General features: G+C 51.0%; 15 protein-coding genes. 6 read left to right on the top strand and 9 right to left on the bottom strand.

Annotated features, from left to right (window positions below; genetic code table 11):
* Positions 1–20 precede the first annotated feature (20 nt).
* Positions 21–1,187: a Na+/H+ antiporter NhaA gene (gene nhaA, locus D9742_RS02530; RefSeq protein ID WP_130235889.1), complete on the bottom strand. Its 1,167-nt coding sequence runs from the start codon at positions 1,185–1,187 to the stop codon at positions 21–23.
* Positions 1,188–1,780: 593 nt separating this feature from the next.
* Here nhaA and mokC point away from each other — a divergent pair.
* On the top strand, positions 1,781–1,933 hold the full coding sequence (gene mokC, locus D9742_RS02525) for a type I toxin-antitoxin system toxin MokC (protein ID WP_000809170.1): 153 nt from the start codon (positions 1,781–1,783) through the stop codon (positions 1,931–1,933).
* A gap of 104 nt (positions 1,934–2,037) precedes the next feature.
* Here the strand turns inward: mokC and dnaJ are convergent, their stop codons facing one another.
* Positions 2,038–3,168: a molecular chaperone DnaJ gene (dnaJ, locus tag D9742_RS02520; protein WP_130235887.1), complete on the bottom strand. Its 1,131-nt coding sequence runs from the start codon at positions 3,166–3,168 to the stop codon at positions 2,038–2,040.
* A gap of 88 nt (positions 3,169–3,256) precedes the next feature.
* Positions 3,257–5,173: a molecular chaperone DnaK gene (gene dnaK, locus D9742_RS02515; RefSeq protein WP_000516135.1), complete on the bottom strand. Its 1,917-nt coding sequence runs from the start codon at positions 5,171–5,173 to the stop codon at positions 3,257–3,259.
* A 374-nt stretch (positions 5,174–5,547) separates the two neighbouring features.
* Here dnaK and D9742_RS02510 point away from each other — a divergent pair, with 374 nt between their 5' ends.
* From D9742_RS02510 to satP, 3 genes are all read left to right on the top strand, one after another.
* Entirely contained in the window at positions 5,548–5,952 is a 405-nt protein-coding gene (locus D9742_RS02510) for a DUF2541 family protein (RefSeq protein WP_130235886.1), read from the top strand.
* A gap of 24 nt (positions 5,953–5,976) precedes the next feature.
* Positions 5,977–6,690 (top strand): acidic protein MsyB, encoded by a 714-nt coding sequence (gene msyB / locus D9742_RS02505; protein ID WP_130235885.1) that lies wholly within the window; start codon positions 5,977–5,979, stop codon positions 6,688–6,690.
* Between the two features lie 148 nt (positions 6,691–6,838).
* Complete coding sequence (gene satP / locus D9742_RS02500) at positions 6,839–7,405, top strand: acetate uptake transporter (RefSeq protein ID WP_064530367.1); 567 nt, start codon at positions 6,839–6,841, stop codon at positions 7,403–7,405.
* Between the two features lie 34 nt (positions 7,406–7,439).
* Here satP and mog read toward each other — a convergent pair whose 3' ends face one another.
* Positions 7,440–8,027 (bottom strand): molybdopterin adenylyltransferase, encoded by a 588-nt coding sequence (gene mog / locus D9742_RS02495; protein WP_130204821.1) that lies wholly within the window; start codon positions 8,025–8,027, stop codon positions 7,440–7,442.
* A 114-nt stretch (positions 8,028–8,141) separates the two neighbouring features.
* Entirely contained in the window at positions 8,142–9,095 is a 954-nt protein-coding gene (gene tal / locus D9742_RS02490; RefSeq protein ID WP_000130187.1) for a transaldolase, read from the bottom strand.
* 279 nt (positions 9,096–9,374) lie between these two features.
* Between tal and D9742_RS02485 the strand changes: the two genes are divergently transcribed.
* Both D9742_RS02485 and yaaA read left to right on the top strand, forming a co-directional pair.
* Positions 9,375–10,805, top strand: a complete 1,431-nt coding sequence (locus tag D9742_RS02485) for a sodium:alanine symporter family protein (protein ID WP_130235884.1) — start codon at positions 9,375–9,377, stop codon at positions 10,803–10,805.
* A 69-nt stretch (positions 10,806–10,874) separates the two neighbouring features.
* The gene (gene yaaA / locus D9742_RS02480) at positions 10,875–11,651 is read left to right on the top strand and encodes a peroxide stress protein YaaA (protein ID WP_130204817.1); all 777 of its coding nucleotides are present in this window, start codon (positions 10,875–10,877) and stop codon (positions 11,649–11,651) included.
* A gap of 38 nt (positions 11,652–11,689) precedes the next feature.
* Here yaaA and D9742_RS02475 read toward each other — a convergent pair whose 3' ends face one another.
* The 4 genes from D9742_RS02475 to thrA all read right to left on the bottom strand — a co-directional run bounded on the left by D9742_RS02475 (position 11,690) and on the right by thrA (position 16,893).
* Positions 11,690–12,004, bottom strand: a complete 315-nt coding sequence (locus tag D9742_RS02475) for a DUF2502 domain-containing protein (RefSeq protein WP_130235883.1) — start codon at positions 12,002–12,004, stop codon at positions 11,690–11,692.
* 205 nt (positions 12,005–12,209) lie between these two features.
* Complete coding sequence (thrC, locus tag D9742_RS02470) at positions 12,210–13,496, bottom strand: threonine synthase (protein ID WP_130235882.1); 1,287 nt, start codon at positions 13,494–13,496, stop codon at positions 12,210–12,212.
* Positions 13,497–14,429 (bottom strand): homoserine kinase, encoded by a 933-nt coding sequence (thrB, locus tag D9742_RS02465; RefSeq protein WP_130235881.1) that lies wholly within the window; start codon positions 14,427–14,429, stop codon positions 13,497–13,499.
* A 1-nt stretch (position 14,430) separates the two neighbouring features.
* A complete protein-coding gene (thrA, locus tag D9742_RS02460) occupies positions 14,431–16,893 on the bottom strand; it encodes a bifunctional aspartate kinase/homoserine dehydrogenase I (RefSeq protein ID WP_130235880.1) in 2,463 nt (820 codons plus the stop codon).
* Positions 16,894–16,898: the final 5 nt, after the last annotated feature.

Raw genomic sequence — 16,898 nt, 5'->3', positions numbered from 1 at the left:
CTCCCCGGTAAACCGTCCTGTCAAACTGCTGGACGTAAACGAACGCGTAACCAGCTATATCCAATTACCGCCGAAGAAATTGAACCGACAAGGATGCCTAATTTTGCCCAGTTAATCAGTTCTGGATCTACGCTACCAAACGCCAGGCTGGCAATAAAGATAGACATAGTAAAACCGATACCGCACAGGATACCAACCGCCATAATTTGCTGGTAAGTCGTTCCCTCTGGCAGATGCGCCAGTTTCAAACGCAGCGCCAACCAGCAGAACAGACTAATCCCCAGCGGTTTGCCAATCAGCAAGCCAGCGATGATCCCCAATGGCAGAATGGAGGTCAGGCCATCCAGCGTCACACCTTGCAGAGATACACCCGCATTGGCAAACGCAAACAGCGGCAAAATCAGATATGCCACCCACGGATGCAAAACATGCTCCAGACGTTTAGCCGGAGAGCGCCCATGCTTCTCTTTTAACGGAATAAAGAAGCCGACAATGACGCCAGCCAGCGTTGCATGGACACCTGATTTCAACACCGCTGTCCACAGCACAACGCCAACCAGAATATAAACACCCGTGCGGCGAACACCACAGATATTCAGTACCGCGAGTACGGCAATCGCTACTGCCGCAACGCCGAGAGAGGCCATCGACAAGTCATTAGTGTAGAACAAGGCGATGATAATGATGGCTCCAAGATCATCGATAATAGCCAGAGCCATCAAGAAGATCTTCAGTGCCAAGGGCACACGACTGCCTAAAAGTGCCAACACGCCCAGAGCAAAGGCAATATCCGTTGCCGCCGGGATCGCCCAGCCTTCACGAGTGATAGGATCGGCATAGTTGAAAGCCAGATAGAGCAATGCCGGAACAATCATCCCGCCGATTGCGGCAATAACCGGGAATGCTGCCTGGCGCAAACTGGCCAGCGAACCTTGCATCAGCTCGCGTTTAACTTCCAGACCAACCAACAGGAAAAATACCGCCATCAGAGCGTCATTGATCCATAGCAGCATGTTCTTGTTGATCTCAAGTGCCCCAACCCGGAGCTGAACCGCCGTCTCAAGAAAGTCGTGATACCATCCACTGGTTGCACCGCTGTTGGCCATAATCATCGCTAATACAGCGGCAATAATGAGAATAATGCCTCCCGAGGCATCACTGCTAAAGAATCGATGCAGATGTTTCACTTTTTATTTCTCTTCAGGTGAATAGATCGTTTTTACGATTTTACCCCGCACGAATCATCGTTAAAATCAGATTATAGTGTAGGAATAGTTCGTTTTTTACGAGCCATTGAAGGATTTGCGCCATCAGCGGTGAGATGAGTCTTTTGACGGCTGTAAGCGCTGACGAGTGACCCTTAGCCCTGATAATCATAGCTTAATGTGAGGATTTCTGAGGGATTAATTAGGAAAAGTAATAATTGATTTGTTGTCAGTCGGCGTTGTTTGTTAGGACAATATTTCAAAAATAATCCAGCTTGTCGTCAATAATTGCGATAAAGAGATAAATTAAAGTTAAATAATTAAATCATTAAATCATTAAAAAATTACGCCATAAAAATGCGAGGCGTCTTCAGGATTAGAATCGATAAAACAGAATGGGTTAAAGAGAGCGATATAATAGCGGCGGGTGCTTGAGGCTGTCTGTCTCAGGCATTAGCTGAACGGCAGATAGAGAAAAGCCCCGAGTGATATTTTACCATCAACCCGAGGCCCCCTATATGCAGAACACATGTAGAGTGCCTCTTACTGACCGTAAGGTCAAGGAGAAGAGAGCAATGAAGCAGCATAAGGCGATGATTGTCGCCCTGATCGTCATCTGTATCACCGCCGTAGTGGCGGCACTGGTAACGAGAAAAGACCTCTGTGAGGTTCACACCCGAACTGGCCAGACGGAGGTTGCTGTTTTCACGGCTTACGAATCCGAGTAAGAGCAACGGCGGGGAACAATCCCCGCCACTTTACAGGTGCTTGCATATCTTCAACGCACCCTTGTTTTTACCCTGGCCTGCCCACGGGCAGGCTTTTGGGGAGGTTAGCGAGTCAGGTCGTCAAAAAACTTCTTCACACCATCAAAGAAGCTCTTCGAGCGTGGGCTGTTTTTCTCGCCGGTTGGGCCACCGAAGCTTTCTTGCAGATCTTGCAGCAACTGTTTCTGCTTCTCGTTCAGACCTACCGGTGTTTCGACCACAACGCGGCACAGCAAGTCACCCTGCGCACCGCCGCGAACAGACTTGACGCCTTTACCGCGCATACGGAACAACTTACCGGTCTGGGTTTCGCCAGGAACTTTCAGTTTAACGCGACCATCAAGGGTCGGCACTTCGATTTCGCCGCCCAGGGCTGCCATAGCGAAGTTGATCGGTACTTCGCAATACAGGTTGTTGCCTTCACGCTCGAAAATCGGGTGCTGTTTAACCTGTACCTGAACGTACAGATCGCCTGCCGGTGCGCCGTGTTCGCCCGCTTCACCTTCGCCCGCAAGACGGATGCGATCTCCAGTGTCTACCCCAGCCGGGATTTTAACGGACAGCGTTTTGCTGCGCTCAACGCGACCATGACCATGACATTTGTTGCATGGATCTTTGATAAGCGTACCGCGCCCCTGACAGTGCGGACAGGTCTGCTGTACAGCGAAGAAGCCCTGGCGCATCTGCACCTGACCAGAACCATGACAGGTCGGACAGGTCTGCGGCTGCGTGCCTGGTTTTGCACCGCTACCGTGGCAAACGTCACACTCTTCCAGAGTCGGAATGCGGATCTCTTTGGTCACGCCACGTACAGCTTCTTCGAGGGTGAGCTCCATGTTATAGCGTAAATCAGCACCACGCGCCGCACGTTGACGACCACGTCCGCCGCCAAAAATATCGCCGAAAACGTCACCAAAAATATCGCTGAAGTCTGCGCCGCCGCCAAAACCGCCGCCGCCCATGCCGCCTTGCTCAAACGCAGCATGACCATACTGATCGTATGCTGCACGTTTTTGCGAGTCGGTCAGAACTTCATAAGCTTCCTTGATCTCTTTAAATTTCGCCTCGGCCTCTTTGTCACCCTGGTTACGGTCCGGGTGGTATTTCATGGCCAGGCGTTTGTAGGCCTTTTTGATTTCACGCTCTTCCGCTGTTTTGGAAACGCCTAAAATCTCGTAATAATCTTGCTTAGCCATCTTTTTTAAATTGCCCCTAGATGAATGCACGGGCGGAGAGGAAATTCCCCTTCGCCCGTGTCAGTATAATTACCCGTTTATAGGGCGATTATTTTTTGTCTTTGACTTCTTCAAACTCAGCGTCGACAACATCGTCATCTTTCGCGTTGTTTGCAGAAGCATCAGCACCGGCAGTCTGCTGCTGGGCATGTTGCTGCTGGGCGATTTCCATCAGTTTCTGGGAAACCTGTGCCAGTTCCTGCATTTTCGCTTCGATAGCGGCTTTGTCTTCACCTTTCAGAGCAGTTTCCAGTGCAGTCAGCGCAGACTCGATAGCAGTTTTGTCGTCAGCCGGCAGTTTGTCGCCTGCTTCTTCAACCTGCTTACGGGTGCTGTGCAGCAGATGGTCGCCCTGGTTGCGAGTCTGTACCAGCTCTTCAAACTTACGGTCGGCTTCAGCGTTAGCTTCTGCGTCGCGTACCATTTTCTGGATTTCATCTTCGTTCAGACCAGAAGAAGCCTTGATGGTGATCTTCTGCTCTTTACCGCTGTTTTTATCTTTCGCGGAAACGTGCAGGATACCGTCAGCATCGATATCGAAGGTAACTTCGATCTGCGGCATGCCGCGCGGTGCCGGGTTGATGCCATCCAGGTTGAACTGACCCAGAGATTTGTTATCAGCCGCACGTTTACGTTCACCCTGCAGCACATGGATGGTTACCGCAGACTGGTTGTCTTCAGCGGTAGAGAACACCTGGCTGTGCTTGGTCGGGATAGTGGTGTTTTTCGCGATCAGCGTCGTCATCACACCGCCCATGGTTTCGATACCCAGAGACAGCGGGGTAACGTCCAGCAGCAGTACGTCTTTCACGTCACCAGTCAGTACACCACCCTGAACAGCAGCACCGATGGCCACAGCTTCGTCCGGGTTAACGTCTTTACGCGGCTCTTTACCGAAGAACTCAGCAACTTTCTTCTGAACCATTGGCATACGAGTCTGACCACCAACGAGGATAACGTCGTCGATATCAGATACGGACAGGCCAGCGTCCTGCAGTGCAACTTTCAGCGGCTCGATGGAACGGTTAACCAGGTCTTCTACCAGGCTTTCCAGTTTCGCACGAGTCACTTTGATGTTCATGTGTTTCGGACCGGTCGCATCTGCAGTGATGTACGGCAGGTTAACGTCGGTCTGCTGAGCGGAAGACAGTTCGATTTTCGCTTTTTCTGCCGCTTCTTTCAGGCGCTGCATTGCCAGCGGGTCGTTGCGCAGGTCAATGCCCTGATCTTTCTTGAATTCTTCAACCAGGTAGTTGATCAGACGGCTGTCGAAGTCTTCACCACCCAGGTGGGTATCACCGTTGGTTGCCAGAACTTCGAAGGTTTTTTCGCCGTCAACTTCGTCGATTTCGATAATGGAAATATCGAAAGTACCACCACCCAGGTCATAAACCGCGATAGTACGGTTGCCAGTACCTTTGTCCAGACCGTAAGCCAAAGCAGCTGCGGTCGGTTCGTTGATGATACGTTTTACTTCCAGACCAGCGATACGACCTGCGTCTTTGGTTGCCTGACGCTGAGCATCGTTAAAGTATGCCGGTACGGTGATAACAGCTTCAGTTACCGGTTCGCCCAGGTAATCTTCCGCGGTTTTCTTCATTTTTTTCAGCACTTCAGCAGAGATCTGCGGCGGTGCCATTTTCTGGCCTTTAACTTCGACCCATGCGTCGCCGTTATCAGCAGCAATAATTTTGAACGGCATGATGGAAACATCACGCTGTACTTCTTCGTCCTGGAAGCGGCGGCCAATCAGGCGTTTAATCGCAAACAGGGTGTTTTGCGGGTTCGTCACTGCCTGACGTTTAGCCGGCTGACCAACCAGAGTTTCACCATCCTGGGTATAGGCAATGATAGAAGGCGTGGTGCGATCGCCTTCGGCGTTCTCCAGCACACGAGGAGTGGTGCCATCCATAATCGCTACACAAGAGTTGGTAGTACCCAGGTCGATACCAATAATTTTACCCATCTAAACGTCTCCACTATATATTCGGTCATCATGTGGTGTGAGTCTGTAATAGGGGCGAAACGTCTGGTTTCAACTGCCCAATTTCATTTTTTTGCAGACTCACTCACTGCGGTTGACTACTAAATGGGGTCGTAACCCACGTCATCAAGGGGGAGATGCAAAAATTTTTTGTGCTTTTGCGCAGAAATTTCGTGATATGCCGGAAGAAGACATGAAACTGGCAACAAATTCATTCACATAAAGAATGAATCCAACACAAGGCATTCACCAAAAAATTGTAATAAAAAGAAAAGATTACATACCTGAATCTTCTTTTCGTCAGCAGTAAACTAGTGGCTATTCATCCCCTACTGCTCCCCGCTAAGAGAATCTTTATGAAATCCGTTTTTACGGTTTCCGCCAGCCTGGTACTTGGCTTTATGCTGTGCTGCACGGCACAAGCTAACGACCATAAAATCCTCGGCGTCATTGCAATGCCGCGTAACGAAACCAACGATCTGGCGCTGAAGCTCCCCGTTTGTCGCATCGTAAAACGCATCCAACTCACCGCCGACCACGGCGATTTACAGTTGAGCGGCGCGTCGGTTTATTTCAAAGCCGCCCGTAGCGCCAGCCAAAGCCTGAATGTTCCCGCAGAAATTAAAGAAGGGCAAACCACCAGTTGGATCAACATTAACAGCGATAACGACAACAAACGCTGCGTGTCAAAAATCACCTTTTCCGGTCATACAGTGAACTCGTCCGATATGGCCACGCTGAAAATTATCGGCGACGATTAATGCTTGAAAGAGAAGCCACAATAAATGAATGTTAATTACCTGAATGATTCAGATCTGGATTTTCTCCAGCATTGTAGTGAGGAGCAGCTGACCAGTTTCGCCCGTTTGCTCACCCATAACGAAAAAGGCAAAACTCGACTCTCCAGCGTTCTGATGCGTAATGAACTGTTCAAATCGATGGAAGGACATCCCGAGCAACATCGCCGCAACTGGCAGCTGATTGCTGGAGAATTACAGCATTTTGGCGGCGATAGCATCGCTAACAAACTTCGCGGACACGGCAAACTATACCGGGCCATTTTGCTCGACGTCTCAAAACGGCTGAAGCTGAAAGCCGATAAAGAGATGTCTACCTTTGAAATTGAGCAACAGTTACTGGAGCAATTTCTGCGTAATACCTGGAAGAAAATGGACGAGGAACATAAACAGGAATTTCTCCAGGCGGTCGATGCCAGTGTCAACGAGCTGGAAGAGCTATTACCGCTGCTGATGAAAGACAAATTGTTGGCAAAAGGTGTATCGCATCTGCTTTCCAGCCAGCTTACCCGCATTTTACGGACCCACGCAGCAATGAGCGTTCTTGGGCATGGCCTACTACGCGGTGCGGGGCTTGGTGGTCCGGTAGGCGCGGCATTAAACGGCGTTAAAGCCGTCAGCGGTAGCGCCTATCGCGTCACCATTCCGGCGGTACTGCAAATTGCCTGCCTGCGTCGAATTGTCAGCGCCACTCAGGCTTAATCCCTCACATCGGGGAAAATTTTCATTTTCCCCTCAAAAGATCATGGACACTACTCCATTGGCTGATTATTATGCCGCGCCCTGAAATCACTACAGTTATTCAGGGAAATTATTTCACCATTCATTCAATGATGATTTTTGAGGAATTATGGGCAACACTAAGTTGGCTAATCCGGCACCGCTGGGCCTGATGGGCTTCGGCATGACCACCATTCTGCTTAACCTGCACAACGTGGGTTATTTCGCTCTGGACGGTATTATTCTTGCTATGGGCATCTTCTACGGCGGCATCGCGCAAATTTTTGCTGGTCTGCTGGAGTATAAAAAAGGCAACACTTTCGGGTTAACCGCCTTCACCTCTTACGGTTCTTTCTGGCTGACGCTGGTTGCGATTCTGCTGATGCCGAAACTGGGCCTGACCGATGCGCCAAATGCGCAGTTCCTTGGTGTCTACCTGGGTCTGTGGGGCGTGTTTACGCTGTTTATGTTCTTCGGCACGCTGAAAGGCGCACGCGTTCTGCAATTCGTTTTCTTCAGCCTGACCGTGCTGTTTGCGCTGCTGGCTATCGGTAACATTGCTGGTAACGAAGCAATCATTCACTTCGCAGGCTGGATTGGCCTGATCTGCGGTGCCAGCGCAATTTATCTGGCAATGGGTGAAGTGCTGAACGAGCAGTTTGGCCGTACCGTTCTGCCGATTGGTGAATCCCACTAATTGTTTTGAGATCCCCCCACTCGGGGGGATTTTTTTATTCGCTAACTTCGCGTCTTGCACTCTTCGGTCTGAATGCTGCAACCACTTCCGGTGCCGTTTCAACGTATGGTCCTTCCAGCAACTGAATGCAGTAAGGTACGCTGGCGAAAATGCCATGTACCACGACCTTACCCTCGGCGTCCTTCACTCCTTCCAGTGTCTCTTTGATGGACTTCGGCTGACCGGGTAAATTAAGAATCAGTGCCTGCTTACGAATCACCCCCACCTGGCGCGAAAGGATCGCAGTTGGTACAAAATGCAGGCTAATCTGGCGCATCTGTTCGCCAAAGCCAGGCATCTCGCGGTCAGCCACTGCCAGCGTTGCGTCGGGCGTTACGTCACGGCGCGCCGGGCCAGTTCCGCCCGTGGTGAGCACCAGATGGCAACTCATTTCATCCACCAGCTCACACAACGTTTGCTCAATAATCGCCTGCTCATCGGGGATTAATCGGGTTTCCAGCTCAAATGGCGTGGTTAGCGCCGATGTCAGCCATTCTTCCAGCGCAGGGATGCCTTTATCCTGATAAACGCCGCTGGACGCGCGATCAGAGATGGAAACTAAGCCGATACGTAAAGTATTCATCAAGATTTTTCCGTTTAAACAGTCTCGTTAAACAGAATGATACACTGCGAAGGGAGTGACAGACAGGCTTCAGAAGAGGTAGCGTGACCGACTTCCCGGTCACGCTAAGAATGATTACAGCAGATCGCCGATCATTTTTTCCAGTTTTTCCTGGTCAACAGCAAACTTACGGATACCTTCCGCCAGTTTATCAACTGCCATTGGGTCCTGGTTGTGCTGCCACAGGAACTCGGACTCGGTGATACGCGCCGGACGCGCTTTCACTTCACCGGTGTAAGACAGTTTACGTTCGATTGCCCCTTCGCTCTCAGCCAGCTCTTTCAGCAGTGCCGGTGCGATGGTCAGACGGTCGCAGCCTGCCAGTTCCAGAATTTCGCCGATGTTACGGAAGCTTGCGCCCATAACCACGGTTTCATAACCGTGCTCTTTGTAGTACTGGTAGATTTCAGATACAGAAACCACACCCGGATCTTCTGCCGGAGCGTACTCTTTCTTATCGGTATTGGCTTTGTACCAGTCAAGAATACGGCCAACAAACGGAGAGATCAGGAACACGCCCGCTTCCGCACAAGCACGCGCCTGAGCGAAGGAGAACAGCAGAGTCAGGTTACAGTTGATGCCTTCTTTTTCCAGCTGTTCTGCAGCACGGATACCCTGCCAGGTAGACGCCAGTTTGATCAAAATACGATCGTTGCTGATGCCAGCATCGTTGTAGAGTTTGATCAGGCGTTTTGCTTTCGCAATGGACGCTTCGGTGTCATAGGAAAGACGCGCATCAACTTCAGTTGAGATACGGCCCGGAACCAGTTTCAGAATTTCCAGACCAATGTTTACCGCCAGTTTGTCGGTTGCGTCTACGATCTGCTGCGCACGATCGTTGCTCTGCTGTTTCGCCCATGCGACAGCATCATCAATCAACTTACGGTATTCCGGAATTTGCGCTGCGTTAAGAATGAGAGAAGGGTTGGTTGTGGCATCCTGCGGTTGATACAGCTTCATTGCCGCGATGTCCCCAGTGTCGGCCACTACAGTGGTGTACTGACGAAGGGAAGTCAATTTGTCCGTCATGATAGTATTTCTCTTTAAACAGCTTGTTAGGGGGATGTAACCGGTCTGCCCTGATGATATCACGACGTAACGACAGCGCAACCGCAGACAAGAGGGTTGTCGCCAGGCAAGACTGTTTCAGATTTCTGACACGGCGTTGATATCACCCGCCATTTTTAAACAAAACCTCATGTATGCTACACAGACGTTATCAACCAATGCACATCGTATATAATTCTTAATCAATTGGTAACGTTTACACGGGAATGTAACCGCGCGCCGGCGACAAGAGGGATACGAATGCCTGATTTTTTCTCTTTTATTAACAACGTACTATGGGGATCAGTGATGATCTATCTGCTCTTCGGGGCAGGTTGTTGGTTCACTTTTCGTTCTGGGTTCGTTCAATTTCGCTACATTCGTCAGTTTGGCAAAAGTCTTAAAAATAGCATTCATCCGCAACGAGGCGGTTTAACCTCTTTTCAATCATTGTGTACCAGTCTCGCCGCGCGCGTCGGCAGCGGCAACCTGGCAGGCGTTGCGCTGGCAATTACCGCCGGCGGACCTGGAGCCGTCTTCTGGATGTGGGTTGCCGCGTTTATTGGCATGGCGACCTCTTTTGCCGAATGTTCCCTTGCCCAGCTGTATAAAGAACGTGACGTCAATGGGCAGTTTCGCGGCGGACCAGCATGGTATATGGCGCGCGGGCTGGGGATGCGCTGGATGGGCGTTCTGTTCGCCGTCTTTTTGCTCATCGCCTACGGACTGATTTTCAGCGGAGTCCAGGCAAATGCTGTCGCTCACGCGATGAGTTTTGCATTTGATTGCCCTCCGTTAGTAACGGGTGTCATTCTCGCCATTTTTACTCTGTTGGCGATAACTCACGGCATTCATGGCATCGCCCGATTAATGCAATGGTTTGTCCCTATTATGGCGTTAATCTGGGTACTCGCCAGCCTGATTATTTGCGCAATGAATATCGGGCAACTTCCGCACGTTATTTGGTCTATTTTTGAAAGCGCCTTTGGCTGGCAGGAAGCGGCAGGCGGCGCGGCGGGTTATACCCTGACTCAGGCGATTACTAACGGCTTTCAGCGCAGTATGTTTTCCAATGAGGCGGGGATGGGATCAACGCCGAACGCAGCGGCGGCGGCGGCATCATGGCCTCCGCATCCTGCAGCGCAAGGTATTGTCCAGATGATCGGCATCTTTATCGATACGCTAGTCATCTGTACGGCAAGCGCCATGCTGATATTGCTGGCCGGTAACGGCACCACCTATATGCCATTGGAAGGTATCCAACTCATTCAGAAAGCGATGCGTGTATTAATGGGTTCCTGGGGGGCAGAATTTGTCACGATAGTGGTGATTCTCTTTGCTTACAGCTCAATCGTCGCCAACTACATTTATGCCGAAAATAATCTTTTCTTTTTACGGCTGAATAACCGGAAAGCTATCTGGAGTCTGCGTATCTGTATCTTTGTTACAGTCATTGGCGGCACCCTACTGAGCCTTCCTATGATGTGGCAACTGGCCGATATTATTATGGCCTGTATGGCAATCACCAATTTGACTGCGATTTTGCTGCTTTCTCCTGTGGTGCATATCATTGCCAGCGATTATCTGCGCCAGCGTAAACTCGGCGTGCGTCCGGTGTTTGATCCGCTGCGCTACCCGGATATCAGCCATCAACTGTCCCCTGACGCGTGGGATGATTTGTCGCAGGAGTAATCACAACTATCGATCAACTCATCCCCTTTTTTTGCTACAGTCGCAGTAAATTTCCTGCAAGGACTGGATATGTTGATTCTGATTTCACCTGCTAAAACACTTGATTATCAAAGCCCTTTGGCCACCACGCGCTACACGCTGCCGGAGCTGTTAGACAACTCCCAACAGCTTATCCATGAAGCGCGAAAACTAACGGCACCGCAGATTGGCAAGCTGATGAAAATCAGTGACAAGCTGGCCGATCTCAACGCTACCCGCTTTCATGACTGGCAGCCTGACTTTACGCCAGAGAATGCCCGACAGGCCATTCTGGCATTTAAAGGCGATGTCTATACCGGCTTGCAAGCCGAAACCTTTAGTGAAGAAGATTTCGCTTTTGCCCAGCAGCATTTACGTATGCTTTCCGGTTTATACGGTGTATTACGCCCGCTCGATTTAATGCAACCATACCGTCTGGAGATGGGGATCCGTCTTGAGAATGCGCGGGGTAAAGACCTGTACCAATTCTGGGGGGATGTGATCACCAACAAGCTGAACGAAGCGCTCGAAGCACAAGGCGATCAGGTAGTGATTAACCTGGCGTCAGATGAGTATTTTAAATCAGTGAAGCCGAAGAAATTAAATGCCGAGATAATCAAGCCAGTATTCCTCGATGAGAAGAACGGCAAGTTTAAGGTCATCAGCTTCCATGCTAAAAAAGCGCGTGGCCTGATGAGTCGGTTTATCATTAAAAATCGCCTGACCAAACCAGAGCAGCTGACAGGTTTTAATAGTGAAGGTTATTTCTTCGATGAAGCCTCTTCCAGCAATGGCGAACTGGTATTTAAACGCTACGAACTGCGTTAAGTTTGTGGTAAATGCCGGAGGTCATCCGGCATTTATATTTAGCGGTGATGTCTGCCTGGCCCCGGATGATGATCATCCCGGTGATCATGACGATGATCGTCACGATAATCGCGATGATTATTATAGTGCGGCTGCAGTCCGTATGGGTGCCAGCGATTGCCTCGCCATTCATAATTTCTGTGCCACCAGTCGTGGTCACGCCAATAACCGCCATCCCAGTAGAAACCGCGATAATCACGATCGCCAATCTGTAATTTTACTGATGGCACCAGCATTATTTCCTCAGCCTGCGCTGCCATAGGAGCAACCAGAACCAGGGAAAATGCGAGTAAGAGAGATTGCATCTTTTTCACAGGTGACTCCTTATCATCATTGCCAGTTATGGGCCGATATAAGGAGCTTACGGTAAAAGAATCCTCGTTGTCATTATCCAATCTAAGTCACCGCATTTATTGAAAATTTCTCCTTTTTTTCTGTCGATTTTTCTCATATTTTCTCCACAAAAAAGCCGAGCTGCATAAACGCAAACCCGGCTATTTTGTCGGAATTTAATGGATATTAATTATGATTCATCATGAGTTTGCGCAGCGCAGCAAAATCGGCAGGCAGACTATGTGAAAGTAAGGGCAAATCAGCACGTTCTGCCAGCTCTTTTGGCAGTTCCAGCGTTTCACCAAGAATCACCTCCACGCTCTCTTTAAACTTCGCCGGGTGCGCGGTGCCGAGGAACAGGCCATATTCTCCTGGATGCAACTGGTCACGCAGCGCACGATAAGCTACGGCAGCGTGCGGTTCCGAGGTATAGCCCAGCTCTTTTAACTCACGCATTGTCTGTTGCGTGGTTTCATCATCCACCGCCGCATAACCCAGCTCTTTCAGTTGCCAGATTTTGCGGCGGAACAACTCTTCCACACGCGGCCAGTTGTTTGGCTGGCTGACATCCATCGCATTGGATAATGTCGCCTGAGTCGCTTTAGGTGACCACTGCCCGTCGTGCAGGAAACGCGGCACCGTATCGTTGACGTTAGTGGCAGCGATAAAACGCTTCACCGGTAGACCGAGTGATTTCGCCAGCAATCCTGCCGTCAAATCGCCGAAGTTTCCGCTCGGCACCGAAACAACCAACTGGTTGCGCGCTTCCTGCGGCAACTGCGCCACAGCTTCAAAGTAGTAGCAAATTTGCGCCAGCAAACGGCTGATGTTAATAGAGTTAGCAGAGTTCAGCCCCAGCGTCGCTTTCAGTTCTTCATCATCAAACGCCTGCTTCACCAGCGCCTGGCAGGCATCGAAATCGCCGTCAATGGCAACAGTTTCAATATTGCCCCCCAGCGTACAGAACAGTTTTTCTTGCAGTGGACTGATTTTGCCGTGCGGGTAAAGAATGACCACTTTAACGTTCGGTAAGCCGTAGAAAGCGTGAGCCACTGCCGCTCCGGTATCGCCGGAAGTCGCAGTCAGAATAGTCACTGGCTTATCGCCCGCAATATGGGTCAGCATTTGCGCCATAAAGCGACCGCCGAAATCTTTAAATGCCAGCGTTGGCCCGTGGAACAACTCCAGACAACCGACGTCATTTTCAACTTTGGCAACCGGAGCCGGGAAAGCAAATGCCGCACGCACGCGCTCTTCCAGTACTTCCTGTGGGATCTCATCACCAATAAACGCCGAGAGGATCTTCGCGCTGCGAGTGACGAAATCCAGTTTCAGCATCTCGTCAATTTCGGTCAGGCTGAATTCCGGTAACTCATGAGGGAAAAACAACCCCTGATTTTTGCCCAATCCCTGCGTTACGGCTTGCGCAAAACTGACCTGCTCGTTGTGATCTTTCAGATTGTAGAGTTTCATTTAGTTTTCCAGTACTCGTGCGCCCGCCGTATCCAGCCGGCAAATATGAACAAAACCTTCCTGATTTTGCAGGTAATTCTTACCTAACCAGTCGGCAACGCGCTGGGCGGTATCCAGTTTATCGCACAGCGCGAACAAGGTCGGCCCGGAGCCGGAGATACCGCTCGCTACCGCGCCGATTTCCGCGACCGCCTGCCGCGCCTGCCGGAAGCCAGGCAGTAATCGTTCGCGGTAGGGTTCAGCGATAACATCTTTCATCAGCTTCGCAGCAAGCTCAGGCTGGCGGGAATAGCAGGCGTGAATGAAGCCCGCCAGATGTCGCCCATGAGCAATGCAATCCTGGCGGCGATATTGCGCCGGTAAAATAGCCCGCGCTTCTGCCGTCGAGACTTTAATCCCCGGATACGCCAACACCCATAACCACTCATCAAACCCTGGCACTTGCTGGCTGATGATGCCGTTTTCTTCGATCATCAACTGCATGCCGCCAAGAAAGCACGGTGCCACGTTGTCGTAATGAATGCTGCCGGAGATACGCCCTTCCAGTTCGCCCATCAAGGCCAGCAGGCGAGTATCATTGAGCGGCTTACCGCAGTGTTCATTCATCGCCACCAGCGCTGCAACTACCGAACAGGCGCTGGAACCTAAGCCAGAACCGATCGGCATATTCTTTTCCAGGGTCATCGCCACCGGAATTTGCTTACTCACTTCCTGGCAAAAACGCTCCCAGCACTGATAAACGATGTTTTCCTGCGGTTCTGACGGTAGCTTGCCTGCAAACCGTCCAAGATTGTTGAGACTGAATGTCTCTGCCGCCTCAACCGTTACTACATCTCCCAACAAGGAACCATCAACAGGCGCCACCGCCGCCCCGAGCACATCAAACCCGACGCTCATATTGGCACTAGAAGCCGGAGCATAAACCTTAACCATTTTAGACTCCTAACTTCCATGAGAGGGTACGTAGCAGATCGGCAAAGACACCGGCAGCCGTAACGTCATTACCCGCGCCGTATCCGCGCAGAACCAGCGGCAGTGGCTGATAATAGTGGCTATAGAAGGCCAGGGCGTTTTCGCCGTTTTTCACTTTGAACAGCGGATCGTTGCCATTCACTTCAGCAATCTTCACGCGGCAGACGCCATCTTCATCAATATTGCCAACATAGCGCAAAACTTTACCTTCATCACGGGCCTTCGCCACGCGTGCGGCAAAGAGATCGTCGAGTTGTGACAGGTTCACCATAAAAGTCGCAACATCACCTTCCGCGTTAAACTCTGCGGGCAGCACAGATTCGATTTCGATATCCGCCAGCTCCAGGGCACGCCCCGTTTCACGAGCAAGAATCAACAGCTTGCGCGCCACATCCATACCAGAAAGATCATCACGCGGGTCCGGTTCGGTATAGCCCATTTCCCTTGCCAGCGTGGTGGCCTCGGAGAAGCTCATCCCTTCGTCTAACTTACCGAAGATGAAAGAAAGCGAACCAGAAAGAATGCCGGAGAATTTCATCAGTTCGTCGCCAGCGTTAAGCAGGTTTTGCAGGTTCTCAATGACCGGTAATCCCGCACCAACGTTGGTGTCATAGAGGAATTTACGCCGTGATTTTTCCGCCGCGTAACGCAGCTGATGGTAGTAATCCATCGACGAGGTGTTGGCCTTTTTGTTCGGCGTCACCACGTGGAAACCTTCTCGCAGGAAATCGGCATATTGATCCGCCACCGCCTGGCTGGAAGTGCAATCGACAATCACCGGATTCAACAAATGATATTCTTTCACCAGGCGAATTAAGCGCCCGAGATTAAACGGCTCTTTGGCTTGCGCCAGTTCTTCCTGCCAGTTTTCCAGGTTAAGGCCATGCACATTGGTGAGTAGCGCCTTCGAGTTAGCAACGCCGCAAACGCGAAGATCGATATGTTTGTTCTTCAGCCAGCTTTGCTGGCGCTTCAGTTGCTCCAGCAGCGCGCCGCCAACGCCACCAACGCCAATCACAAACACTTCGATAACCTGATCGGTATTGAACAGCATCTGGTGGGTAACGCGCACGCCAGTGGTCGCATCATCGTTATTTACCACGACAGAGATTGAGCGTTCAGAAGATCCCTGAGCAATGGCGACAATGTTGATATTGGCGCGGGCCAGCGCAGCAAAGAATTTCGCCGAGATCCCACGCAAGGTGCGCATACCATCGCCTACCACCGAGATAATGGCCAGCCGTTCTGTCACTGCCAGTGGCTCCAGTAAGCCTTCTTTCAGTTCAAGATAGAACTCTTCCTGCATTGCCCGTTCAGCTCGCGCACAGTCGCTTTGTGGAACGCAGAAACTGATACTGTATTCGGAAGATGATTGCGTAATCAGCACCACTGAAATGCGGGCGCGTGACATTGCCGCAAAGACACGCGCCGCCATGCCGACCATCCCTTTCATCCCCGGACCAGAAACGCTGAACATTGCCATGTTGTTCAGATTGGAAATGCCCTTGACCGGTAATTCATCTTCATCACGGCTGGCACCAATGAGCGTACCTGGTGCTTGAGGATTTCCGGTATTTTTAATCAGGCAAGGGATCTGGAACTGGGCGATGGGGGTAATGGTGCGGGGGTGAAGAACTTTAGCGCCGAAGTAGGAAAGCTCCATCGCTTCCTGGTAGGACATCGACTTCAACAGCCTCGCATCGGGCACCTGACGCGGGTCGCAGGTATAGACACCGTCGACGTCCGTCCAGATCTCGCAACAATCGGCGCGTAAACAGGCGGCCAGTACCGCGGCGGAGTAGTCGGAACCGTTACGTCCCAGCACCACCAGTTCGCCTTTTTCGTTACCCGCAGTGAAACCAGCCATCAGCACCATGTGATCAGCCGGAATGCGACTTGCCGCAATACGGCGGGTGGACTCAGCAATATCGACGGTAGATTCGAGGTAATGACCGATTGCCAGCAGTTTTTCGACCGGATCAATAACGGTAACGTTGTGACCACGCGCTTCCAGCACACCGGCCATAATGGCGATCGACATTTTTTCACCACGGCAAATCAGCGCGGCGTTGATGCTGTCCGGACATTGCCCCAACAGGCTAATGCCATGCAGGACATGTTTGATTTGGGCAAATTCTTGATCGACGAACGCTTTCAATTGCGCCAGTGGAAATCCCGGTTGGGCGGCGGCGAGTCCCGTCAGAAGTTCGGCAAAAATACGTTCGGCATCACTGATATTGGGTAAAGCATCCTGACCGCTAATGGTTTTTTCAATCATTGCGACCAGATGGTTGGTAATTTTGGCGGGGGCAGAGAGGACGGTGGCCACCTGCCCCTGCCTGGCATTGCTCTCCAGAATATCGGCAACCCGCAGAAAACGTTCTGCATTTGCCACTGATGTACCGCCGAACTTCAACACTCGCATGGTTG

It is taken from the genome of Escherichia sp. E1V33 (assembly GCF_004211955.1).
In the GTDB taxonomy this organism is placed as follows: Bacteria; Pseudomonadota; Gammaproteobacteria; order Enterobacterales; family Enterobacteriaceae; genus Escherichia.
The sequence above is the reverse complement of the archived record's forward strand: the minus strand, read 5'-3'. Positions and strand labels throughout refer to the sequence as shown.